The following is a 22,226-nucleotide window of genomic DNA, read 5'->3' as shown; positions in this document are numbered from 1 at the left end:
GACGAGCATTTCCCCTCAGGGATTCCCGCGCACAAAACGGAAATCCCGCCTGTCCGTTACCGGTCACCCGTGCATGGCGCGGACCAGGGAGCCTCGGGAGTCGTCGTTGTCCAGCGACCACAGGCTCAACCCGCCCAGCCCCAGGTCTTTGGCGTAGGCGGCTTTCATCCGGATGATTTCCGGGTCGTCGTAGCTCCAGAACTCGTTCCCGTCGTACAGCCACAGCGCCCCGTACTCCCGGTCGCGGAACCGCCGCCCGGGGCGGCGCGCCAAGGTCTTGTAGTCTTCGTCCCCCGGCTCCCAGGTGCCGGGGGCGACTTCCCGGGCTCGTTGGTAGAGGCCGTTGCGGCGGCCGCGGGGCACCCCGCGCCAGCCCCGACCGAAGCCGGGCACGCTGATCACCAGCTTCTCCGGGGGAACCCCCATTTCCAGGTAGGTAACTACGCCGACGTCCAGGCTGAGTTTGCGGGGCGAAGGGTCATCCGGGGGCGTGTACAACTGGGACGCGTGGTTCGTGGTCAGGTCCCAGTCGCCGTTGAAGTCGTAGCCCTGGACGATCCCGAAATCCAGGTAGTCGAAGAGCTCCGGTTCGATCCCTGCCGCGGCCCGCTCCGGGTCGGCGGGCAGGTAGGCGCTGATCTCCACGGGGCGGCCAGTCCGGGCCGTGAACGCGTCCAACTGGCGGCGGGTCTCGGCGACGAGCAGCGTGTAGTTGCGCCGGTCTTCTGCCCGGACCACGTTGTGCTCGTGGCCCGGGGACCCTGGCCACTCCCAGTCGAAGTCGACATAGTCGAAGATTCCCGCCGCCACCCCGGGGCCGCCCTGGGGCTCGCCCGGCAGGATGGGGAGATTGCCGTCGAAGTAGAGGGAGACCAGGGAAGAAGCGAACGCGGCCCGTGACGCGGGGGTGCGTGCGGCGTTGGAAAAGTAGCGGGAGGCGTTCCAGCCGCCGAAGGAGATCCCCACCTTGAGGTGCCGGTGCCGTTTCTTCAGTTTCCGGAGCTGGTTAAAGTTTCCGGCCAGGGGCTGTTCATAGGAATCGCCCCGGCCGTCTACGCTTTGCGCAGTGCTGAACCGACATTGGTAGTCCGCCCAGGCGTCCCCGGTCGCCTCGTCGGTCATGACACAGACGCCTTTCTCGTCCAGCTCGCCGAAAGCGTAGGTGAGGTGGGTGAGTTTGGCTGCCTGTCCGCTGGAGTGGACGTCACGGAGAAAGTAGTGACGGTCGTAGATACCCCATTGGGGAAAGTAGCCGATGATACGCACCGGGGGTCCTCTCGCATCTGGGCGGTCGGTGTCACAGAGTGTGGCGCAGAACGTCAGATTCGCCCGCTATCGTCGTTGAGGTCAAGCGTGTAGAGAAGGGAATCGCATGTCCGGCATCCCCAGCCGATCGCGGTTCGAAGCCCCTCGGAGACGTCTCCCCGTCCGCCTGATGGCGGCTTTGGCCGCCGGAGCCCTGGCAATGACGGGGTGCAGCGACGACTCCGACTCGGCCTCGTCGGAGCGTCCCCCCGTTCCCGAACCGGAGGCCACCTACGGCGGTGTCCTCGAAGCTGCCGAGGCGCCCGCACCCGCGGGGTTCACCCAGCTCAACATTGAGGGCGTCAAGATCAACGCGCCCCAGGGGTGGGAGGTCGACCAGGGGGAGGGAATGCTGTGCATGCGGCCCCCCGGTCAGGACACGTGCGGCTACGGCGCGGTCGAGGTACGGCCCAAAGCCGCCCAGCGGCACCCCGACAACTGGCCGAAACGAGACAGTTCCTTCCACAAGGACGACGGGTGGGCCGCGGATCCCACGACCTGCCGCAGCCTCACCACCGCCGAGGCAGGCAACGTCGGCATCAAAGAGTCCACGCTGCACCTGATCGGCGACGGGCTGACCACCCACGCCGACGGGCTGAAGTCGCACTACTCCACCTGGAAGGTGACGTGCGAGAACGACGACACCTTCGAGGTGCGGCTGTGGTTCCTCCCGGAAAGCGACGTCCTCGTCTACGTCTGGTCGGTGGACCAGCGCTACGACAGCCTCTACCTCACCATCGCCGAGTCGATGGACGTCACCGAGTACAAGCAGCGCATCAGAGAAGAAGAGGAACGGCGCAACAGAGACCGGGACCGGGACAACGACCGGGACCAGGACCAGGGTGACAACCAGGACGACGACTGACGGGCATGCCACCGCTGGAGGTCTCCGGGACGGGAGGCGGCGGGCAGCCCGGACGCGGACAAGGGACGCGCCCGGGGCTCACGTCCCGTCGAACACCAGCCAGGACACCCCCAGCGGCGGGTAGGTCACCAGAGCGGAAGCGGGCTGGCCCTGCCACGGCGTCTCCTCGGAGGCCTCGATGATCCCCGGCTGCGAGACGCCGCTGCCGCCGTAAAGCACGGCGTCCGTGTTGAGGATCTCCCGCCACCGGCCCGCATAGGGCAGGCCGACCCGGCGCTCCGGGTGCGGGCGGCCGCTGAAGTTCACGAGGCAGGCCAGGACCGACCCGTCGTCTCCCCACCGCAGAAACGACAGCGTGTTGCCGCTCGCGTCACCGCCGTCCAACCAGGTGAACCCCTCCGGGACCGTGTCTTGGCTCCACAGCGCCCGCGTGTTCCGGTACAGCCGGTTGAGGTCGGCGACGAGCCGGCGCATCCCGGCATGGTGGGGGTAGCGCAGCAGCCACCACTGCACCCCGGCGTCGTGCGACCACTCGTCGCCTTGGGCGATCTCGTTGCCCATGAACAGGAGCTGTTTGCCTGGGTGCGCCCACATGTAGGCCAGGAGCGCCCGCAGGTTCGCGCAGCGCTGCCACTCGTTCCCCGGCATCTTGTACAGCAGCGACCTCTTGCCGTGCACGACTTCGTCGTGGGAGAGCGGCAGCACATAGTTCTCGCTGTAGGCGTACACCATGGAGAAGGTGACTTCGTTGTGGTGGTACTGCCGGTGGACGGGGTCGTGCTGCAGGTAGGACAGGGTGTCGTGCATCCACCCCATGTTCCACTTGAACCCGAAGCCGAGCCCTCCCGTATCGGTGCTGCGGGTCACCCCGGGCCAGGCGGTGGATTCCTCGGCGATCATCGCGATTCCGGGGTTGCGGCGGTAGGCGGTGGCGTTGAGCTCCCGCAGGAAGTCGATGGCATCCAGGTTCTCCCGCCCGCCGTAGGCGTTGGGCTCCCACTGGCCGGACTCCCGGGAGTAGTCCAGGTAGAGCATGGAAGCCACCGCGTCCACGCGCAGCCCGTCGATGTGGAACTCTTCCAGCCAGAACAGTGCGTTGGCGACCAGAAAGTTGCGGACCTCGGTGCGGCCGTAGTTGAAGATCAGCGTGTCCCAGTCGGGGTGGATGCCGCGGCGCGGGTCCGGGTGCTCGTACAGGGCGGTGCCGTCGAAGCGGGATAGCGCCCAGTCGTCTTTCGGGAAGTGCGCGGGCACCCAGTCCAGGAACACCCCGATCCCCGCCTGGTGGAGGCGGTCGACCAGGTACCGGAAGTCGTCGGGGGAGCCGAACCGGGCGGTGGGCGCGTAATAGGAGGTGACCTGGTAGCCCCACGAGCCGCCGAACGGGTGCTCCGCGACCGGCAGGAATTCCACGTGCGTGAACCCCAGCTCGCGGACGTAGTCCACGAGCTGGTCGGCAAGCTCCCGGTAGGACAGGCCGGGCCGCCACGAACCGAGGTGCACCTCGTAGATGCTCATCGGCTTGCGGTGCAGGTCAGCGGCGGCGCGCTGCGTCAGCCACTCGTCGTCCTGCCAGGTGTAGCGGGAGGTGAACACCACGGACGCGGTCTCTGGCGGCGCCTGGGTGGCGAACGCCACCGGGTCGGCTTTCTCCCGCCACACTCCGTCGGCGCCGAGCACCTGGTACTTGTACCGGGTACCGTCGCCGACCCCGGGGATGAACAGCTCCCACACCCCGCAGGAGCCGAGCGAACGCATGGGGTGCCCAGTGCCGTCCCAGTGGTTGAAGTCCCCAATCACCCGTACCCCGCGGGCGTTGGGCGCCCACACGGTGAACGCGGTCCCTTCCGTGTCGCCCAGGACAGAAGGGAAGCGTTTGGTGTGCGCGCCGAGCACGCGCCACAGTTCTTCGTGCCGCCCTTCCTGGATGAGGTGGATGTCGAGCTCTCCGAGAGTGGGCAGGTGCCGGTAGGGGTCGTCCACGGTGAGCTCGGTGCCGTCGTCGTAGCGCACCACCAGCCGGTAGTCGGGGACTTCGGCACCCGGAACCACCCCGGCGAACACGCCTTTGTGCAGGTGGGGAAGTTCGACCCGGCTGCCGTTGGCGAGGAGCACGTGCACGGAGCGGGCGAGCGGGCGCAAGGCACGCACCCACACCCCTTCCGGGCCGGGATGCGCGCCGAGCAGGGCGTGCGGGTTGTGGTGGGTGCCAGCGACCAGGGCGTCGATTTCAGCGAGGAGTGCGTTGGTCATCGGATATCCGTACCGGTTGCAGGGTTGCGGGCAGGGCAGGCCAGCGGGTTGGCGGACTGCAGGCCGGGCGGTCACCCGGTCAGCGCCGTGATCGAGTCCAGCGGAATACTGATCCAGTGCGGCCGGTGGCGGGCCTCGTACAGGACTTCGTAGACCGCCTTGTCGTATTCGAACGCGCGCAGCACCACCTGGTGCAGGTCCGGATCGATCCCGCCGCCGCGGGTGTATCCCGCGCAGAACGCTTCCCGGTTGCGCTGCGCCCACGCCCGTGCCGCGGTGACCAGGGCGGGGTTGTCGGTGCGGCCGACGAGCTGGTACCGGGCCGCGTAGTCGAAGGACCGCAGCATGCCGGCGACGTCCCGCAGCGGGCTGCTGAGCTTCTGCCGTTCGCTGACCGGCACCGCGGGTTCGCCTTCGAAGTCCAATAGCACCCATCCCGCGTCGGTGCGGACCACCTGGCCCAGGTGGTAGTCCCCGTGGATGCGTTGGACCGGCAGGTCGGTGCTGGTGTTGCCCAAGGCTTCGAACGCCGAGTACAGCGTCTCCGCGTACGGGGCAAGCTCCGGGACTTCGTCCACCGCGGTGTGCAGCCGCGCCATCATGGTGGCGGCCAGGTGGGCTTGGCCTTCCGGGCTGAGCACGCCCGTGGGCAGGACCCGGGCCAGGTCTCGGTGGACGGCAGCGGTCGCCGCCCCCAGCCGTTGGGCTTCCCCGGCGAAGTCGCCGCCCGCCTCGCTGGGCGCCAGCTCCGGGGAAGCGTAGAGGTCGCGCACGCTGGTGGCGGCCAGCACCCACCCGTCGGTGGCGCTGCGCAGATACGTCTGCAGTATCGCCAGCGTCGTCGGCACGGTGCGCCCGCTGGCCGGGTCGACCAGGTCGACGTCGATCCAGCCGTGCGGCCGCGCAATGTGCGGCGAGTCCACTGTGGCCAGCGCAGACGTCAACTCCAGGTCGGGGTTGGTCCCGGGCCACAGCCGCCGGAACATTTTCAGCACGTACTCTTCGCCGTAGACGAGGCTGGTGTTGGACTGCTCCCCGGTGATGACGAGGCTGCGCAGCCCGGTGCGCACCTCGGTTCCGGGGGCAGCGCGGAAACGCACCGCGCCGACGTCCCGGTTCTCCGCGATCCAGCTCAGCAGGTGCCCGGTCATGGCCGCGTCGTGCGCGGCGTCGTAGACGACCACGGGTGCCGGACTGTCCAGGTCGGCGGGGGCCGGGCAGGTGCCGATGACAGCGTGGACGAGTTCGTCCGGGACCGCTCCAACGGCTCTCATCCCGAGAAGTACCTGGTAGCGGTCGGTTCTGCTGCCTTGGACGACCTCGGCTACGAGCAGGCGCAGCCCGGGAAGGCCGGGCAGCAGGATGTGGTCGGAGTCGATTCGCAGCGTGTCGATAGCCGTCCCCTTGCCCGCGAACCAGCGCTGGGCGGGCAGCCACGTAGCCAGGAGCTCCTCGAGCTGAGTCATGACAGATCGATCCATTTCCCCTCAGGACCGCTGGGTCGGGTCGGACGCGGGACGGTCTGCCGGAGCAGGAGGCTGCAGGGCTGCGGGGACGGTGGTGACGGGCTGGGCGAGCGGCTGCTCTTCGGCGACGGGCGGAAGCTGGAACCAGTAGAAGCCGTGCCCGGGGAGAGTCAGCAGGTAGGGCAGTTCCCCGATGGGCGGGAAGTGCACTCCCCCCGTGCATTCGATCGGGGTGATCCCTTCGAAGCGGCGGAGGTCCAGTTCCACCGGTTGGGGAAACCGGGACAGGTTGTTGACGCACAGCATCCGGTCGTCGCCGTATTCGCGCACGAACGCGAACACGCTGGGGTTGCTCGCGTGGAGTTCGGTGAAGTCCCCCGTCCCGAACACCGGGTGCTGCTTGCGGATCTGGATCATGTTGCGGGTCCAGTTCAGCAGCGAGTTCGGGTTGTTCTGCTGTGCTTCGACGTTGATCGCCTGGTACCCGTAGATCGGGTCCATGATCACCGGCAGGTAGAGGCGGCCCGGGTCGCAGCGGGAGAATCCGGCGTTGCGGTCCGGGGTCCACTGCATGGGGGTGCGCACGCTGTCGCGGTCCCCCAGCCAGATGTTGTCGCCCATCCCGATCTCGTCGCCGTAGTAGAGCACCGGGGAGCCGGGCAGCGACAGCAGCAGCGCGGTGAACAGTTTGATCTGGTTGAGGTCGTTTTCCAGGAGGGGTGCCAGCCGGCGGCGGATCCCCATGTTGGCGCGCATCCGCGGGTCTTTGGCGTATTCGGAGTACATGTAGTCCCGCTCTTCATCGCTGACCATCTCCAAGGTCAGCTCGTCGTGGTTGCGCAGGAAGATCGCCCACTGGCAGTTGCGCGGAATAGGCGGGGTCTGCGCGAGGATTTCCGAGATGGGGTAGCGCTGTTCGCGCCGGACCGCCATGAACATGCGCGGCATCAGCGGGAAGTGGAAGTTCATGTGGCATTCGTCGCCGCCGGATTCGTAGTCGCCGAAGTAGTCGACGACGTCGGCGGGCCACTGGTTGGCTTCGCTGAGCAGGACCCGGTCGGGGTAGAGCCGGTCGACTTCGGCGCGGATGCGTTTGAGGAACTCGTGGGTCTCCTTGAGGTTCTCGCAGTTCGTGCCTTCCCGCTCGTACAGGTAGGGCACGGCGTCCAAGCGGAAACCGTCGATGCCAAGGTCCAGCCAGAACCGCATCACTTCGAGGATGGCGTCCTGGACGTCCGGGTTCTCGAAGTTGAGGTCGGGCTGGTGGGAGAAGAAGCGGTGCCAGTAGTACTGTCCGCGCACTTCGTCGTAGGTCCAGTTGGACTGCTCGGTGTCGATGAAGATGATGCGCGCGTCGCTGTAGCGTTCCGTGGTGTCCGACCAGACGTAGAAGTTGCCGTACGGTCCGTCGGGGTCGTGCCGGGAGGCTTGGAACCACGGGTGCTGGTCGCTGGTGTGGTTCATGACCAGGTCGGTGATGACCCGGATGCCCCGCTGGTGGGCTTTTTCGACGAGTTCCACGAAGTCGGAGATCCGGCCGAACTCGGGCAGGATCTTCATGTAGTCGGAGACGTCGTAGCCGCCGTCGCGGAGCGGGGACTCGTAGATCGGCAGCAGCCAGAGGCAGTCGATGCCGAGCCACTGCAGGTAGTCCAGTTTTTCGATGAGGCCCCGCAAGTCGCCGGTGCCGTCCCCGTTGGAGTCGTAGAAGCCGCGGACGAGGACTTCGTAGAACACCGCGTGCTTGTACCAGTAGGGGTCGCGCGGCTTTGCGTGGGTGAACGTGTCGGGAACGGACCCGGTCGGCGTCGGGCGGGCACCAGGAGCCGGCTGTGTGGTCATCGACTTCTCCACCAGGGTTGGCTGTCCACTGTGTTCTCGCAGGACCCCGGGTGCGGGGCCGGGGTCTTAGGCCGGGGCGACGGTGAATATGTGAGCGGTCTGCACGTGCGGGTCGAGCCGGACGTAGTTGGCCTCTACCCAGTGATACGAGTGCCCCGACAACTGGTCTGTGACGGTGATGTGGTCGCCGGGGGCGAAGCCGAGCGCAGGCATGTCCAGCCACACTGTCGCCTCCCGTGTGTGGTGGGGGTCGAGGTTCGCGACGACCAGGATGGTGTCGTCAGCTCCGTGGTTGGCTCCGGCCAGCCGTTTGGAGTAGCAGATGATTTCCGGCTGGTCGGCGTAGTGGAACCGCAGGTTGCGCAGCTCTTGGAGCGCGGGATGGCTGCGCCGCAGGGAGTTGAGTTTGCGGATCAGCGGGGTGATGGTGATCCCGGCGGCCTCCGCTGCCTCCCAGTCGCGGGGCTTGTACTGGTACTTCTCCGAGTCAAGGTACTCTTCGCTGCCGGGTTTGAGCGCGCGGTTCTCGCACAGCTCGTACCCGGAGTACATGCCCCACGTGGGGGAGAGCGTGGCGGCGAGGATCGCCCGGACTTCGAAGGCCGGACGTCCCCCGTGCTGCAGGTAGGCGTGGAGGATGTCGGGCGTGTTGACGAAGAAGTTCGGGCGCATGTACGCGGCCGCTTCGCCGGTGAGCTCGGTGAGGTACTCCTCCAGCTCCTGCTTGGTGTTGCGCCAGGTGAAGTACGTGTAGGACTGGTGGAATCCGATCTTGGCGAGGGTGTGCATCATCGCGGGCCGGGTGAACGCTTCGGATAGGAAGATGACATCGGGGTCGGTTGCGGCGATGTCGGCCAGGAGCCGTTCCCAGAACGCCACCGGTTTGGTGTGCGGGTTGTCGACGCGGAAGATGCGCACCCCGTGGGACATCCAGTACCGCACGATGCGGCGCACTTCGGTGAAGATGCCCTCCGGGTCCTTGTCGAAGTTGATCGGGTAGATGTCCTGGTACTTCTTGGGCGGGTTCTCCGCATACGCGATCGACCCGTCGGCGCGGACCGTGAACCATTCGGGGTGTTCTTTGACCCACGGGTGGTCGGGCGACGCTTGGAGGGCCAGGTCCATGGCGATCTCCAAGCCGAGTTCGCGGGCGCGGGCCACGAAGGCGTCGAAGTCGTCGATGGTGCCCAGGTCCGGGTGGATCGCGTCGTGCCCGCCTTCGTGGGAGCCGATGGCCCACACGGATCCGGGATCGCCCGGCTGGGCCACGGTCGAGTTGTTCCGTCCTTTGCGGAACGAGTAGCCGACCGGGTGGATGGGCGGAATGTAGACGACGTCAAACCCCATGTCGGCGATGGCGGGCAGCCGGCGGGCGGCGGTGGCGAAGGTCCCGGAGCGGGGTTCGCCGTCCTCGGTGTCGAGCACCGCGCCTTCGGACCGTGGGAAGAACTCGTACCAGGAGCCGAAGAGTGCGCGTCGGCGGCTCACCATGACGGGGAAGCGCTGCGACCGGGTGACGAGTTCCCGCAGTGGACGTTCAGCGAGCTCGTCGCGGACCAGGTCGGACAGGGCGAGGTCGAGGCGCTCGTGGGCGGAGCGGGACCCGTCGCGCATGGCTGCGGCGATCTCGGCGAGCGCGGGGCGTCGGGGCACCCGCCGGGCGGCGCGCTCGAGGAGACGCGCACCTTCTTCCAGCATCAGCTCGACGTCTTGGCCGGCAGGGATTTTGATGCGGGCGTCGTGGCACCAGGTCGCGTACGGGTCGCTCCACGCTTCGATAGCGAAGTGCCAGAGTCCTTCCGAGGTGACGGTGACCTCGGCTTCGTAGCGGTCCGTGCCCGGGGCGATCTCGCGGAGCGGGACGAAGGGCTGGCGCTGGCCTTCGGGAGTGTAGAGGACGACACCTGCGCCGAGCGCCTCATGCCCTTCACGGAACACGGTTGCGCGCACGGGAAAGGTCTCGCCGACGACGGCTTTGGCGGTGCCGATGTCGACGACCGGTGAGACGTCAAGGATGGGAAATCGTCCGATCACGGGTACACCATCGAAAGGTTGAGGTATGGGTGTTTTCTGTGGATTGGCATAGATGGTGAGGGACAACGGTGAATCGTGAATAGTGGAAGAGAGTAAAAATCTCTAAAAGGAGTATTTTGTGAGGAATCTGGATGAGTTGTCCCGATCGTTGCTGTCGGACTGAATTCCCCGTTCTCCGGCAGTCCGCAGCGAGGTATTTCTGTGAGGCTAGTCACAGGGCGATCGGGTGGACAAGAGGGACACTCGGAGGCGAGAGAAACAAAGACCAGGGAAGGGGCAAGAGGGGCACGGTGCTCGAAGTGCCCCACGCCACCTGCAGGTTTGGTGCAAACTAGGCGGGACAGTCGCGAGGAGATGAGAAACTCCTCGTCGCGGATACCAAGATCAGACTTGGAATTCTCGAAGGATTAAACCGCTTCTCCCAATGCGCCCCAATCCGCAGGGAAACCTTTGGCAAAAAATCCTTTTTCGGGGATTGGTTCACGGGGGAGGAAATGAAGACTACGCGTCTGCGGTGCGGCGGCGTGGAAGGCTCGCATACAGCCGTTCTGTTCGTTAGCCTCCCGATTCGTGAAGGCTATTCGTAGGTTTACCGTCCGTACCGTTCTGCCTGACGAGCTCGCTGCATTGTGCACCCTGGCCGCCAACCTGCGGTGGACGTGGCACGCCCCTACGCGCGCCGTATTCGCTGCGGTGGAGCCCCGCCTCTGGGAAGCCGTGGGCCGGGACCCCATCCGGCTGCTCGGAGAAGTCACCCCGGAACGGCTCCGGGAGCTCGCCGCCGACGCAGAGTTCCGCGCCCGGCTCGACGCAGCCGCCGCCGACCTCGACCGCTACCTCACCGCTCCGCTGTGGTACCAGCAGCTCACGGACAGCTCCGACACCCCGCCGCCGGCAGCGATCGCCTACTTCTCCGCCGAATACGGGCTCGACGCCACCCTGCCCCAGTACTCCGGCGGTCTGGGCATCCTCGCGGGAGACCACCTGAAAAGCGCCAGCGACCTGGGCATCCCCGTGATCGGCGTGGGACTGCTCTACCGGCACGGCTACTTCTCCCAGACCCTGTCGCCCGACGGATGGCAACTGGAGCGCTACCCCGAGATCGACCCGCACTGCCTGCCGATGACCCGCCTGGAGGACCGCGGCACCCCGGTGCGCATCACCGTCGACCTTCCCGAGAACCGCACGCTGACCGCGCACGTCTGGATCGTGCGGGTGGGCCGCGTGCCGCTGCTGCTGCTCGACACCTACCACGACGACAACGACCTCGACCTGCGCGGTGTCACCGACCGCCTCTACGGCGGCGGCACCGAGCAGCGGCTCCGCCAAGAACTGCTGCTCGGCATCGGCGGACTGCGCGCGGTCCGCGCCTACTGCCTGCGCACCGGGTATCCCGAGCCCGAGGTCTTCCACATGAACGAAGGGCACGCGGGATTCCTCGGCCTGGAACGGCTGCGCGAATACATCGAGACCGCAGGACTCGACTTCGACCAGGCGCTGGAAGCCACCCGGTCCGGAACCGTGTTCACCACCCACACCCCGGTGCCCGCCGGAATCGACCGGTTCCCCAAGGAACTCGTGGAACGCCACTTCAGCGGCCCGGTGGCGCTGCCCGGGCTCCCCGTGGAACGGGTGATGGCGCTCGGCGCCGAAACCTATCCGGGCGGCGACCCCAACGTGTTCAACATGGCTGTCATGGGTATGCGCCTCGCCCAGCGGGTCAACGGCGTCAGCGCCCTGCACGGCGCGGTCAGCCGGGAGATGTTCGGTGGACTGTGGCCGGGATTCGACGTCGACGAAGTGCCCATCACCTCCATCACCAACGGCGTGCACGCTGCGACCTGGATGGCAGAAGAAGCGTGGGACGCGGCACAGGCCATGGGCCTCGGCCTGGAAGAGCTCGAAACCCCCGCAGGCTGGCAGCGGCTGGTGGAACGGGACGCAGAAGAGCTCTGGCGGATGCGCCGCGCCCTGCGCGAACGGCTGATCATCGAGGCCCGCAAACGGCTCCGCGCCTCCTGGCGGCAGCGGGGGGCCACCGACGCGGAACTCGCCTGGATCGACGAGGCACTCGACCCGGAGGTGCTCACCGTCGGTTTCGCCCGCCGCGTGCCCTCCTACAAACGGCTCACCTTGATGCTGCGCGACCCGGAACGCCTCACCGCGCTCCTGCGCCATCCGGAACGCCCCATCCAGATCATCATCGCGGGCAAAGCCCACCCCGCTGATGAAGGCGGCAAACGGCTCATCCAGGAGATGGTGCGGTTCAGCGACGATCCTCGGGTGCGGGACCGCATCGTCTTCCTGCCCGACTACGACATGGCGCTGGCCGCGCTCCTCGTGCAGGGCTGCGACGTGTGGCTGAACAACCCGCTGCGTCCCCTGGAAGCGTGCGGCACCTCAGGCATGAAGTCCGCGCTCAACGGCGGACTCAACCTGTCGATCCGCGACGGCTGGTGGGACGAGTGGTTCGACGGCTCCAACGGGTGGGCGATCCCCACCGCGGACGGCGTCGACGACCCGGACCGGCGGGACGACATCGAAGCGGCAGCCCTCTACGAGCTGTTCGAGGAGCAGGTCGCCCCCTTGTTCTACGAGCGGGACGACCACGGACTGCCCCGGCGGTGGCTGGAGACGGTCAAGCACACCATGGTCTCCCTGGGACCGAAAGTGCAGGCCACCCGCATGGTCCGCGAATACGTCGACCAGCTCTACCAGCCAGCCGCGCTCGCCATGCGGCGGCTCGCCGCAGACAACTACCGCGGAGCCCGGGAGCTCGCCGCCTGGAAACAGCGGGTGCAGCACGCCTGGCCGGGGGTGCGCATCGAACACGTCGAAACGTCGATGAACGGGGACACCCCGCAGGTCGGCGGGGAACTGGAGGTGCGCGCCACCCTGGTCCTGGGCGGGCTCGACCCGGACGACGTGTGCGTGGAGGTCGTCCTGGGACTCGTCAACGACGACGACGAACTGATCAACCCGACCACGACCGAACTCGTGCCGCTGCCCGCCTCGGACGTGGTCTACCCGCTGGTGCGCTTCGGCGGGACCGTCCCACTGGACCGCGCGGGCACGTGCGGGTACACGGTCCGCATCCGCCCACGGCACCGGCTCCTCACCCATCCCGCAGAAGCGGGGATGGCCGTGGTAGCCGAACCCACGATGGGTATCGGCACCCTCGTGCCGCACTGACCAGGACACCCGCACCGCAGCGGCAGGCCGGGTACGGCGACCCTGGTGCGGTACCCGGCGGTTGTCCCCGGGGCAGCGGCAGCCGCGGCCGCCGTCTCGGGGAGACCGCCTGGCGGCGGGCACCATCGCAGCCGAAAAAAGGGAAGGGAAGCGGCCGCAACCGGCCACCGCGGCCGGAGAAGAGCTGCGTCGACCCGTGGTACGGCGGGGAGCGGCGCACCCCGGATCCGGGGCGGGTTGACGCGCGCCGCCGTCCTGCGGCCATAATGAGGCCCGACAGCACAACCAAACGACAGGGGAGCGCCTCTAGCGCTGAGAGTGCGGCACAGCCGCAGACCCTTACTACCTGATCTGGGTAATGCCAGCGAAGGAAGTCGTGGGAACCGCCACCGGTGGCGTGGTCTCGCGCACCGGTGCTTCTGGTGCGTGTCATAGCGGCCGGTGTGCGCTCTTGGCCAAGAGCCCTCCGTGACTCCGCGAAGGGACGTGACCAATCATGAGCCCGGCCGAGCCGCAACCCGGCCAGGATCGTCAATCCCTCCTCCACTGGCGCACCGTGGACATCGTGGTGGCTGCCGTCATCGGTGTCGCCGTGGGGATCGTCTTCTGGGTGTGGAGTGTCCTGTGGAACGCCACCACGGGACTGTTCGCGTTCTTCCCTCCGGCCCAGGCCATTCTCTACGGCATGTGGATGGTCCCCGGTGTCCTCGGCGGACTCATCATCCGCAAACCCGGGGCCGCCGTGCTGACGTCGATCGCCGCCGCCTCCCTGGAGATGCTGCTGGGCACCGGGTGGGGCGTCTCGGTCCTCATCTCCGGCGCCCTGCAAGGACTGCTCAGTGAACTGGTCTTCCTCGCCTTCCGCTACCGCAGCTGGGGCATGGGGGTGGCAGTCCTCGCGGGAGTGGCCGGCGGGATCTCCCCCGCGATCCGGGACAACCTCACCTACCATGTCACCTGGCCCCTCAGCTACCAGGTCGTCTACGGGGTACTCGTCCTGATCAGCGCCGGCCTCATCGCCGGGGCGGGCTCGCGTGTGCTCACCACGCGCTTGGCCGCCGCCGGAGCGCTGTCCCCCTTCGCCTCGGCGCGGGGATAGGCCGATGGGTACCGGAAACCGCGACGGTCACGGCGCGCGGGTGGAACTGTCCGGCTGGGGCTGGCGGCACGCCGGCCGCGCCGACTACGCCCTGCGCGGCGTCGACCTGGTGATCGAACCAGGGGAACGCGTCCTGCTGCTGGGCGCTTCCGGGGCAGGGAAGAGCACCCTGCTGCACGCGCTGGCGGGACTCACCGGGCCCAACGGCGCCATCACCGGCGAAGAGGAAGGCCGGCTCCTCGTCGACGGGAAACCCGCGACGAGCCAGCGCGGCCGGATCGGCCTGGTGGCGCAGGACCCGGAGAGCCAGCTCGTCATGGCCCGCGCCGGGGACGACGTCGCGTTCGGCTTGGAGAACCTCGGCGTGCCCCGCGAACAGATCTGGGCACGGGTAGACGAAGCCCTCGCCCGGGTCGGCTTCCCCTATGGGCGCGCCCATCCCACCGCGGCCCTCTCCGGCGGGGAGAAGCAGCGCCTGGTGATCGCCGGGGTGCTCGCCATGCGCCCCCGGCTGCTGCTGCTCGACGAACCCACCGCCAACCTCGACCCGCCCGGGGCACGCCTGATCCGCGACGTGCTGGCCCGGCTGCTCGCCGACACCGGGGCCACCCTGGTACTCGTCGAACACCGGGTCGCCGACGTCGTCGACCTGGTTGACCGGGTCGTAGTCGTCGAACCGGGCGGGGGAGTCATCGCCGACGGTGCTCCCCGCACGGTGTTCGCCCGGCACGGGACTGCCCTGGCCGAGCGGGGCGTGTGGGTCCCCCACGCAGACCCCGTCCCCTGCACCACGCCGGCCCCGGGAGGCCCCGTCCTCATCGAAGCGGCGGACTGCACTCTGGGCACTCCGCGCACCCCGGGGCGAAGACGGCCGAAAACCGTCCTCAATGCGGTGGACGTCACCGTGGCTGCGGGGACCGCGACCGCGCTCACCGGAGCCAACGGCGCCGGAAAATCCACCCTGCTCACCGCGCTAGCGGGACTGGCGAAACCGCAGTCAGGACAGATCCGCCCTTGCGGGCCGCTCGCCGCAGCCGACCCGCGTCCGCTGGTGAAATGGCCGGCGCGGCAACTCGCCCGGCACGTCGGTACCGTGTTCCAGCACGCCGAAGACCAGTTCGTGACCGCCACCGTGCGCGACGAGCTCCGGTTCGCGCCGCTGCGCCTGGGCATGGGCGAGGCAGAGACCGCGGCCTGGGTGGACGAACTGCTGGAACGGCTGCGGTTGACCCATCTGGCCGACAAGCACCCCTACACCCTCTCCGGCGGGGAGAAACGGCGGCTGTCCGTGGCAACCGCGCTCAGCTCCGGCCCGGCCCACGCCCCCGACGTGCTGGTGCTCGACGAGCCCACGTTCGGCCAAGACACCCGCACCTGGGTGGAACTGGTGGAACTGCTGGATGCGCTGCGCGGCCAAGGCCGGGCGATCGTGCTCGCCACCCACGACACGCTGCTGCTGCGCCACCTCGCCGACGTGGAACTGCGGGTGGCGGACGGCTCGGTCACGGAGACAGCGCGCACCGGGATGGAGGAGAGCCGGTGAACCTCACCTCTGCCCCTGCGGGCCGCGCCGCACCCGGCAACGGACAGCCGGGCGTCCGGTCCTGGCTGCTCGGCATCAACCCGGCCGCCAAACTGATCGCGGCCTGTGTCATCTCCTTCGGCCTCATCCCCGCCGTGGACCCGGTCACCGGCGGGATCGTCCTCGCCGTCACAGCCCTGCTGCTGCCGTTCAGCGGGATCAACCGGGCCACCCTGCTGGTGCTCAGCGTCCCGTTCTGCCTCATGGGGCTCTCCACATGGGTGGTCAACCTGCTCTACGGCGAAGAAGGCCTGTGGGGGGCGTCCGGCGCGGCAGTGCGCATCCTCGCGATCGCCCTGCCGGGGATGCTGGCCGCGGTCAGCAGCGACGCCACTGACCTTGCGGACGCGCTCGTGCAGCGCCTCAAAGTCCCGGAGCGGCCCGCGATGGGGGTGCTTGCCGCGCTCCGGCTGGTCCCGCTGCTGGCCGACCAGTGGCGTACCGTCACCCTCGCCCGGAGGGCCCGCGGCCTGGAAGCCGGGCGCAACCCGCTGGCTGCGCTCTCCATCTTCTTCGGGAAGCTGTTCGCGCTGCTGGTCCGTGCGGTGCGCACCGGCACGCTGCTGGCGACAGCAATGGACGCCCGCGCGTTCGGCACGGGGCCGCGGTCGCACGCCCGGGTCAGCCGGTGGCGTCTCGCTGACACGGTGCTCGTCGCGGCCAGTCTGCTGCTGCTTGCCGCCGCCTACACGGTCTCCGCCCAGCTCGGCACGCTGCGGCTGCTGTTCACCTGACACAGGCAAGGATGCCCTGGGGTCACCGACCAGGGCATCCTCCTGTGCCGTGCATTCTGCCCGGGGCCTGCCCGCGGGAGGAGGCCGCCGTGCCCCAGATGGTCTTTTTTGGGGCACCTCAGGGCGAGCGTTGACGTTCCCGCTGAGAAGCGCCCGGATGGGAAGCGGCAAGGGCGGGGCGCTGCCCAAGCCGGGCACGGCGGGGTGATAGGGAGAGGGACAGACAACAGTCCACATCGGGAAGTGGAGAGGGAGAACCCATGGGGGAGTTTGTTCGGGTCGAAACGGATGCGGACCATCCAGCCGTCGCCGTCATCCGGCTGGACCGGCCGAAGATGAACGCGCTCAACACCCAAGTTCAGCGGGAACTCGCGGAAGCCGCCGCCCAGGTCAGCGAAGACTCGGCGGTCGCCGCCGCCGTCATCTACGGGGGAGAGCGCGTGTTCGCCGCCGGAGCCGACATCAAGGAGATGGCGGACATGGACTACGCGGCAATGGCCGCGCACTCCCGCACCCTTCAGGACTGCTTCACCGCGGTGGCCCGCATCCCCAAGCCCGTGATCGCCGCCATCACCGGGTACGCCCTGGGCGGCGGATGCGAGCTCGCGCTGTGCGCCGACTTCCGGGTCGCCGCGGACAACGCCAAACTCGGCCAGCCTGAGATCCAGCTCGGCATTATTCCTGGCGCGGGCGGCACCCAGCGGCTGCCGCGCCTCATCGGCCCGGCGAAGGCCAAGGACCTGATCTTCACCGGCCGGCACGTGGATGCAGCGGAGGCCTTGGAGATCGGTCTCGTGGACAAGGTGGTGCCCGCCGAAGAGGTGTACGCGACAGCGGTGGCCATGGCAGCCCGCTACGCGAACGGTCCGGCGCTCGCGCTGCGCGCCGCCAAACAGGCCATTGACGCCGGGCTCGAAGTCGACCTGGACACCGGGCTGGAGATCGAACGGCTGCAGTTCTCCGCGCTTTTCGCTACGGAAGACCAGAAGACCGGGATGCGGAGCTTCATGGAGCACGGTCCCGGCAAGGCCACGTTCTCTGGGAGGTAGGCCACTGATGTGGCAACTGACCGAGTATCCCGCCGCGGAGCGGACCGACCTGCTCGCCGCCCCGGTTGCCGCCGCGGTGACCGAGTGGAAGCACGACACCCCGGTGGACCGGCTCCGGGTCGCCGCTATCGACCCGGAACTGGCTGACACCGCGAACTTCTGCGCGGCCTACGGGGTGCCGCTGGACGCGTCGGCCAACTGCGTCATCGTCGCGGCCCGGCGCGGCGGGGAGACCCGGTTGGCGGCCTGTGTGGTCCTTGCCACGACCCGCGCCGACATCAACGGGGTGGTCCGCCGCCACTTGGGGGCGCGCAAAGCGAGTTTCGCCCCCCAAGAGGAGGCGGTGCAGCAGACCGGGATGGAGTACGGCGGGATCACCCCGGTGGGACTGCCCCCGGAGTGGCCGATTCTCATCGACTCCGCCGTGGTCGCCCAGCCCGAGGTTGTGGTGGGCAGCGGGCTGCGCCGCTCTAAGCTCATCCTTCCGGGAGCGGCCCTCGCCGAACTGCCGGGCGCGGAAGTCCTCGACGGTCTCGCCCGACCGGCGTGACAGGGAGGCGGGATCCTCCCGCCTCCCTGTCACTCAGAATAAGAATCCTTCTACTGTGCGTACTGTGTGCAGGCTAGAAGCGGGGGATGGCAGCATGGTGGTTCAACCGTAACCTTGACCGGAACCTCACTTCGACTTTTTCCGTCATACTCATTGAGTCGCTTCACCAAAGACGTGGGGTCAGCACGAACGCCCCGTTTGCGGCCGTGCGTGATCCGACTAGCGTGAGAAAACTGCGGTGGTACCGCTCTCCGTCAGTCTGGTGTCACCGAGAAGCTGTGTCGTCGGGCCTGTGCGGTCACGGCTCCGAAGCGGTCGGGTCAACACCGCACAGTCCGGTGGATCCCGGCCGAATAGGCTGCACCAAACGGTGTTCGAGGGGATGAGATCACTATGGCAATGGCGGCAGGTTTCCCCGATGGTGAGGAGCTGCCGGAGTACATCGGCCCGTACAAGATCCGCCGGCGCATCGGCCAAGGCGGTATGGGCGTTGTGTATCAAGCCGTAGACCCTCAGGACCGTCTGGTCGCGGTCAAGGTGCTGCGTGCAGAGGTGGCGGGGGATGATATCGCCCGTGCCCGGCTGGCCCGTGAGGTCATGACCATGCGGCGGGTACGCAGCCGCAACGTGGCCGAGGTCATCGACGCCGACACCACCGCGCCGCTGCCCTGGGTCGTCACCGAGTACATTCCGGGCCCCACGCTGGACTCCACGGTGACCAACCACGGCCCGCTGCGCGGACGGGCCCTCACCCGTGTCGTCACCGGGTTAGCGCGCGCCCTGCGGGACATCCACGCGGCCGAGATCATCCACCGCGACCTCAAGCCCGGCAACGTGATCATCTGCAACGGCGAGCCGATCATCATCGACTTCGGTATCGCGTACGCGGTGGACGGCTCCAAACTCACCCAGACCGGCACGTTCGTCGGCACGCCCAGCTACCTGTCCCCCGAGGTGATCGAAGGCTCGGACCTGAGCCCGGCCACGGACATCCACGCCTGGGGTGCGACGGTCGCGTTCGCCGCCACCGGCAACCCGCCGTACGGCGCGGGCGCGTTCGAAGTGATCTTCTTCCGCATCCTCAACGGAGAGATCAACCTCGACGGGGTTCCGGAGCCGCTGCGCCCGATCGTTCAGGACGCGGTCCAGCGCGACCCGCGGAAGCGTCCCACCGCTGAAGAGCTGGTGGCCCGGACCGAGCAGCTCAACCTCGACTTGCCGTGGATGGAGGACGAGTACCGCTCGTCGGGGATGACGGGCCTGCACACGGTCTCCGCTGACCTGCCGACGAGCACCCCCCAGCCTGCCCCGCCGGAGCCCGAAGAGAACCAGGCCACTGCGGTAGCGGAGGCTGCCGCCCCGGACCGCACCATGGTCGCCCCCGAAGGCTTCGGTGACGACGAGGAGGAGCAGGACAGCGGGCGCCGCTACGACCACTACTACGACGCCACGCTGCGCCCCGAAGAGTTCCGCGACATCCTGACCCCCGTCGACTACGAAGGGCGGAATCGGGACTCTGCCGACTACGACGACGAGCCGCCCAGTCTGCTGGAGCGGTTCCGTGCCTACCGCAGGGGCGAGGACCGGCTCTCCGACTACTTCTCGGACGACGAGGACGACTACTACGACGAGTACGAGGCAAAGCGCCTGCCGTGGGTGATGGTGGTCCCGGTGGCGTTGGGGATCGTCGGGCTCACGCTCATGATGCCGACGATCGGTCTCATCCTGGGGACTCTCGCTGTCACCGTGCTCGGCGGTCTCGACCTAGCCCGCCGCGAGCATGCCCGCCGACTGCACGAACGCGGGCCGCGCAGCTCCGACAACGTGGTGATCGCGTTGAGCATGCCGTGGGCGCTGCTCCGCACGCTGGGCCACGCCGCGCTCTACGGCCTTGGCTACTTGCTGGCCGGAATCGTGGTGGGTATCGCGATCGGAATGGTCAGCGGCAATAGTTCCGCCAACGTCGTGGGCTCGTGGGCACTCGGCGTCGTGGTGTTGATGAATTTCTTGTTCGGCCCGCATGCCCGGGGTGCGCAGCGCCAGTCGCGGTGGCTGGTCAGCAAGATCACGATCCGCAACCCTTACGTCTACTGGGGCACCATCATCGCGATCAGCCTGCTCGCCCTGTTCCTGGTGGTATTTGGTGTCCAGTTGGTGCCAGCATGGGACCCCATTCCCGGACCTTCGGAGTGGTTTGGCTCCTGACCTGGTCATAGCCTTCCCAATAAGGGTGCCTGTTCGCGGTCGCGCCTCATGCTACTAGCCAGTAACATTTGGTGGGGAGACAAGAACACCACACGCCGCGGCAGCGGTCGGTGCTAACACCGACCCGGCTCCGAATTCTGTTCGGCTGTTTGGCACTCTTGGGGAGAAACCACGGACGCGCCCGCGTCCCGACCGTTCACCAGAACGGTGCAGACAAGGGCAGGGAGGTCGACCACCGACATGAATATTGTCGTCTTGGTCAAGCAGGTCCCGGATACCGAGACCGAACGCAAGCTCGACCCCGCGGACAGCACGGTAGACCGTGCTGCCTCCGACGGTGTGATCAACGAGCTCGACGAGTACGCCATCGAGGAGGCGCTCCGGCTCAAGGAGAAGCACGGCGGCGAGGTCACCATCCTCACCGTCGGCCCGGAGCAGGCCACCGACTCGATCCGCAAGGCGCTCTCCATGGGAGCGGACAAGGCGGTCCACGTCTGCGACGACGCCCTGGCCGGCTCTGACGCGCTGCAGACCGCCTACGCGATCGCGCAGACCCTGGGCACCCTCGAATACGACCTGGTCATCCTGGGCTCGGAGTCCACCGACGCCCGAACCGGTGTGGTGGGTGCCGCCCTGGCCGAGTACCTCGGCCTGCCGCAGCTCACCCTCGCGAACAAGGTCGACGTCGACGGCACGTCGGTGAAGATCCAGCGTCAGACCGACGACGGCTACCAGGTGGTCGAGGCCACCCTTCCGGCCGTCATCTCGGTGGTCGAGAAGATCAACGAGCCGCGCTACCCGTCGTTCAAGCTGATCATGGCCGCCAAGAAGAAGCCGGTCACCAAGCTCAGCATTGCCGAGGCGGGGATCGACGCGGACAAGGTCGGCCTGGCCAACGCCACCACTCAGGTTGTCGACTTCGCACCGGCTCCGCCGCGTACCGCGGGCACTGTCGTCAAGGACGAAGGCAACGGCGGCGTCCTGATCGCCGACTTCTTGGCCAGCAAGAAGTTCGTGTAGCGGCGAGACGAGAGAGGGGAAGAGAACATGGCTGAGGTCCTCGTCCTCGTCGACCACGTCGACGGGCAGGTCAAGAAGGTCACTCTGGAGCTGCTGACCGCGGCTCGCCGGATCGGGGAGCCCGCGGCGGTGGTCGTGGGAGAGCCCACCGACGAGCTGAAGGCGAAGCTCGGCGAGTACGGCGCGGAGAAGATCTACACGGCTCCCGCTGAGCTCGACGACTACGTGGTGGCGCCCAAGGCCGAGCTGCTGGCCAAGCTCGCCAACGACAAGTCCGCTGCCGCCGTCCTGGTCTCGGCTACGCCGGAGAACAAGGAGATCGCCGGCCGCACCGCGGTCAAGCTGGGCTCCGGTGTCCTCACCGACGTGGTGGACATCAACTCCGAGCTGGTGGCTGAGCACTCCATCTTCGGTGGCTCCATCATCACCCACGCGAAGGTCACCAAGGGCGTTCCCGTGGTCGCCGTGCGGCCCAACGCCATCCCGGCCGAGCCGTCGGCTGGTGCCGCCGCGGTGGAAGCCGTCGAGATCGAGCTGTCCGACGCCGCCAAGGCCGCCCGGATCACCGACCGGGTCAAGCAAGAGAAGGGTGCCCGCCCCGAGCTCACCGAGGCCGCGATCGTAGTCTCCGGCGGCCGCGGTGTGGGTGAGGACTTCTCCGTGGTGGAGAACCTCGCGGACGCGCTCGGCGCCGCCGTAGGTGCCTCCCGGGCCGCGGTTGACGCCGGGTGGTACCCGCACGCCTTCCAGGTCGGCCAGACCGGTAAGACCGTCTCGCCCAACCTGTACATCGCTCTGGGCATCTCCGGCGCGATCCAGCACCGGGCTGGTATGCAGACCTCCAAGACGATCGTCGCGGTCAACAAGGACCCCGAGGCTCCGATCTTGGAGATCTCCGACTTCGCGGTCATCGGTGACCTGCACAAGGTCGCCCCGCAGTTGACCGAGGAGATCAACAAGCGCAAGTAAGCGCACCGCACTGATCGCGGTGGCCCCTACCGGAGTTCCGGTGGGGGCCACGCTGCTGGAG

General features: G+C 67.9%; 15 protein-coding genes and 1 riboswitch. Of the genes, 10 read left to right on the top strand and 5 right to left on the bottom strand.

The features are described 5' to 3' along the window. Positions 1–63: 63 nt before the first annotated feature. The gene (locus CW348_RS06665) at positions 64–1,266 is read right to left on the bottom strand and encodes a glycoside hydrolase family 18 protein (RefSeq protein ID WP_011291027.1); all 1,203 of its coding nucleotides are present in this window, start codon (positions 1,264–1,266) and stop codon (positions 64–66) included. 169 nt (positions 1,267–1,435) lie between these two features. Here CW348_RS06665 and CW348_RS06660 point away from each other — a divergent pair, with 169 nt between their 5' ends. Then, complete coding sequence (locus CW348_RS06660) at positions 1,436–2,170, top strand: hypothetical protein (protein ID WP_104612868.1); 735 nt, start codon at positions 1,436–1,438, stop codon at positions 2,168–2,170. Positions 2,171–2,248: 78 nt separating this feature from the next. Here CW348_RS06660 and glgB read toward each other — a convergent pair whose 3' ends face one another. The 4 genes from glgB to CW348_RS06640 all read right to left on the bottom strand — a co-directional run bounded on the left by glgB (position 2,249) and on the right by CW348_RS06640 (position 9,765). Then, on the bottom strand, positions 2,249–4,423 hold the full coding sequence (gene glgB / locus CW348_RS06655) for a 1,4-alpha-glucan branching protein GlgB (protein WP_041427663.1): 2,175 nt from the start codon (positions 4,421–4,423) through the stop codon (positions 2,249–2,251). 71 nt (positions 4,424–4,494) lie between these two features. Further along, on the bottom strand, positions 4,495–5,889 hold the full coding sequence (locus tag CW348_RS06650) for a phosphotransferase (RefSeq protein WP_104612864.1): 1,395 nt from the start codon (positions 5,887–5,889) through the stop codon (positions 4,495–4,497). A 21-nt stretch (positions 5,890–5,910) separates the two neighbouring features. Then, on the bottom strand, positions 5,911–7,731 hold the full coding sequence (gene treS / locus CW348_RS06645) for a maltose alpha-D-glucosyltransferase (RefSeq protein WP_104612865.1): 1,821 nt from the start codon (positions 7,729–7,731) through the stop codon (positions 5,911–5,913). A gap of 66 nt (positions 7,732–7,797) precedes the next feature. Beyond that, positions 7,798–9,765, bottom strand: a complete 1,968-nt coding sequence (locus CW348_RS06640; RefSeq protein ID WP_104612866.1) for an alpha-1,4-glucan--maltose-1-phosphate maltosyltransferase — start codon at positions 9,763–9,765, stop codon at positions 7,798–7,800. Positions 9,766–10,335: 570 nt separating this feature from the next. Here CW348_RS06640 and glgP point away from each other — a divergent pair. The 9 genes from glgP to CW348_RS06595 all read left to right on the top strand — a co-directional run bounded on the left by glgP (position 10,336) and on the right by CW348_RS06595 (position 22,165). Then, entirely contained in the window at positions 10,336–12,957 is a 2,622-nt protein-coding gene (glgP, locus tag CW348_RS06635; RefSeq protein WP_011291033.1) for an alpha-glucan family phosphorylase, read from the top strand. A 284-nt stretch (positions 12,958–13,241) separates the two neighbouring features. Then, a riboswitch (TPP riboswitch) is annotated at positions 13,242–13,347 on the top strand. A 106-nt stretch (positions 13,348–13,453) separates the two neighbouring features. Further along, positions 13,454–14,056 (top strand): ECF transporter S component, encoded by a 603-nt coding sequence (locus CW348_RS06630; RefSeq protein ID WP_011291034.1) that lies wholly within the window; start codon positions 13,454–13,456, stop codon positions 14,054–14,056. 4 nt (positions 14,057–14,060) lie between these two features. Next, positions 14,061–15,599, top strand: coding sequence for an ABC transporter ATP-binding protein (locus CW348_RS06625; RefSeq protein ID WP_016188259.1), 1,539 nt, complete (start codon positions 14,061–14,063; stop codon positions 15,597–15,599). Continuing rightward, entirely contained in the window at positions 15,596–16,372 is a 777-nt protein-coding gene (locus tag CW348_RS06620; protein WP_011291036.1) for an energy-coupling factor transporter transmembrane protein EcfT, read from the top strand. The genes CW348_RS06625 and CW348_RS06620 overlap by 4 nt, the downstream gene beginning before the upstream one ends. Positions 16,373–16,632: 260 nt before the next feature. Continuing rightward, positions 16,633–17,421, top strand: coding sequence for an enoyl-CoA hydratase/isomerase family protein (locus CW348_RS06615; protein ID WP_011291037.1), 789 nt, complete (start codon positions 16,633–16,635; stop codon positions 17,419–17,421). A 7-nt stretch (positions 17,422–17,428) separates the two neighbouring features. After that, positions 17,429–17,971 carry a YbaK/EbsC family protein gene (locus CW348_RS06610; RefSeq protein WP_011291038.1) on the top strand — a complete coding sequence of 181 codons (543 nt, stop codon included), beginning with the start codon at positions 17,429–17,431 and terminating at the stop codon, positions 17,969–17,971. 393 nt (positions 17,972–18,364) lie between these two features. After that, entirely contained in the window at positions 18,365–20,176 is a 1,812-nt protein-coding gene (locus CW348_RS06605; RefSeq protein WP_011291039.1) for a serine/threonine-protein kinase, read from the top strand. Positions 20,177–20,416: 240 nt separating this feature from the next. Continuing rightward, positions 20,417–21,196, top strand: coding sequence for an electron transfer flavoprotein subunit beta/FixA family protein (locus CW348_RS06600; protein ID WP_011291040.1), 780 nt, complete (start codon positions 20,417–20,419; stop codon positions 21,194–21,196). Between the two features lie 27 nt (positions 21,197–21,223). Further along, on the top strand, positions 21,224–22,165 hold the full coding sequence (locus CW348_RS06595; protein ID WP_011291041.1) for an electron transfer flavoprotein subunit alpha/FixB family protein: 942 nt from the start codon (positions 21,224–21,226) through the stop codon (positions 22,163–22,165). Positions 22,166–22,226: the final 61 nt, after the last annotated feature.

Source organism: Thermobifida sp. (assembly GCF_017577275.1).
Taxonomy (GTDB): domain Bacteria; phylum Actinomycetota; class Actinomycetes; order Streptosporangiales; family Streptosporangiaceae; genus Thermobifida; species Thermobifida fusca.
This window is presented reverse-complemented; position numbering and strand designations above follow the sequence as displayed.

What these genes read in the sequence shown, in the direction of transcription:
- CW348_RS06660 (WP_104612868.1), top strand. Translation starts at nt 1,436, where the DNA reads ATGGCGGCTTTGGCCGCCGGAGCCCTGGCAATGACGGGGTGCAGCGAC.
- glgB (WP_041427663.1), bottom strand. Translation starts at nt 4,423, where the DNA reads ATGACCAACGCACTCCTCGCTGAAATCGACGCCCTGGTCGCTGGCACC.
- CW348_RS06650 (WP_104612864.1), bottom strand. Translation starts at nt 5,889, where the DNA reads ATGACTCAGCTCGAGGAGCTCCTGGCTACGTGGCTGCCCGCCCAGCGC.
- treS (WP_104612865.1), bottom strand. Translation starts at nt 7,731, where the DNA reads ATGACCACACAGCCGGCTCCTGGTGCCCGCCCGACGCCGACCGGGTCC.
- CW348_RS06630 (WP_011291034.1), top strand. Translation starts at nt 13,454, where the DNA reads ATGAGCCCGGCCGAGCCGCAACCCGGCCAGGATCGTCAATCCCTCCTC.
- CW348_RS06625 (WP_016188259.1), top strand. Translation starts at nt 14,061, where the DNA reads ATGGGTACCGGAAACCGCGACGGTCACGGCGCGCGGGTGGAACTGTCC.
- CW348_RS06615 (WP_011291037.1), top strand. Translation starts at nt 16,633, where the DNA reads ATGGGGGAGTTTGTTCGGGTCGAAACGGATGCGGACCATCCAGCCGTC.
- CW348_RS06610 (WP_011291038.1), top strand. Translation starts at nt 17,429, where the DNA reads ATGTGGCAACTGACCGAGTATCCCGCCGCGGAGCGGACCGACCTGCTC.
- CW348_RS06605 (WP_011291039.1), top strand. Translation starts at nt 18,365, where the DNA reads ATGGCAATGGCGGCAGGTTTCCCCGATGGTGAGGAGCTGCCGGAGTAC.
- CW348_RS06600 (WP_011291040.1), top strand. Translation starts at nt 20,417, where the DNA reads ATGAATATTGTCGTCTTGGTCAAGCAGGTCCCGGATACCGAGACCGAA.
- CW348_RS06595 (WP_011291041.1), top strand. Translation starts at nt 21,224, where the DNA reads ATGGCTGAGGTCCTCGTCCTCGTCGACCACGTCGACGGGCAGGTCAAG.